The organism is Vibrio sp. 10N.222.55.C6, from assembly GCF_041473395.1.
Taxonomy (GTDB): Bacteria; Pseudomonadota; Gammaproteobacteria; order Enterobacterales; family Vibrionaceae; genus Vibrio; species Vibrio crassostreae_C.
Map to the genome: position 1 here is coordinate 1 of NZ_JBFRSD010000206.1, position 299 is coordinate 299.

General features: G+C 50.5%; 1 protein-coding gene. It reads right to left on the minus strand.

Annotated features, from left to right (window positions below):
• Positions 1-299, minus strand: a 299-nt coding sequence (locus AB4486_RS23260; RefSeq protein ID WP_372118895.1) for a spondin domain-containing protein, incomplete at both ends; no start/stop codon positions are given.

The window sequence follows — 299 nt, forward strand, 5'->3', positions numbered from 1 at the left end:
TAGCCATTCAGTATGGCTTTATAGGTACCTGCTTGAGTTGGGATCTTCCAGCTGTCTAATCCAACAAAGCCATCGTTGGTTGGCAATAACATCGCGCCGAGTGACAAGTAAGCCAGATCACCCGTATCAATATCGAATGTGGTCGCGACACCTGGGTCAAGAATACCGCTCGCAGGGTTTTCAACGACGACACCACCTGCATTGGCGATGACACCAGATAAGCCCGAGATGTCACCACCTTCCGCCATGGATTCCAACTCAGCAGAAGCTGCCTCCCCTGTTCTAAACATGAACAAGCT